This window comes from Streptomyces sp. NPDC101166 (assembly GCF_044768125.1).
In the GTDB taxonomy this organism is placed as follows: domain Bacteria; phylum Actinomycetota; class Actinomycetes; order Streptomycetales; family Streptomycetaceae; genus Streptomyces.
Map to the genome: position 1 here is coordinate 458 of NZ_JBIWPF010000396.1, position 557 is coordinate 1014.

At 66.8% G+C, this 557-nt stretch carries 1 protein-coding gene; it reads left to right on the forward strand.

Annotated elements, in window-relative coordinates:
• Positions 1–557: polyprenol phosphomannose-dependent alpha 1,6 mannosyltransferase MptB (mptB, locus tag ACIRS4_RS39385; RefSeq protein ID WP_404205262.1), on the forward strand; the 557-nt coding region annotated here is incomplete at both ends.

Here is a 557-nt window from a genome sequence, read left to right on the forward strand (position 1 = left end):
CTGGCGGGCGTCGCCTTGATCGTGTGGGCGCTGCCGCGGCTCTCGCGCCGCTGCGGGGTCGCGCCGGTGAGCGCGCTGTGGCTGGGCGCGGCGAACCCGCTGGTGCTGTTCCACCTGGTCGGCGGGGTGCACAATGACGCGCTGATGCTCGGACTGATGCTGGCGGGGCTGGAGTTCTGCTTGCGGGCCATCGACGATTGTCCCGACTTCGATCAAAGGGCTTGGGCGCTGCTGATTTTCGGAGCCGTACTGATCACGCTGTCGTCGTCTGTGAAGATCATCTCGCTGGTGAGCCTGGGATTCGTCGGCATGGCCCTGGCACGACGGTGGGGCGGCGGACTCAAACCGGTGCTCATTGTCGGCGGGATACTTGGCGTCGTAGCCGTGGTCACCACGCTTTCCGTGAGCTACGCCAGCGGGCTCGGCTTCGGCTGGGTCAATACCGTCGGCACCGCCACCACCGTGCGCAGCTATCTGTCGCTACCGACGGCCATCGGAATCATCACCGGATTCGGCGGTGTGCTGCTCGGGCTGGGCGATCACACCACCGCCCTGCT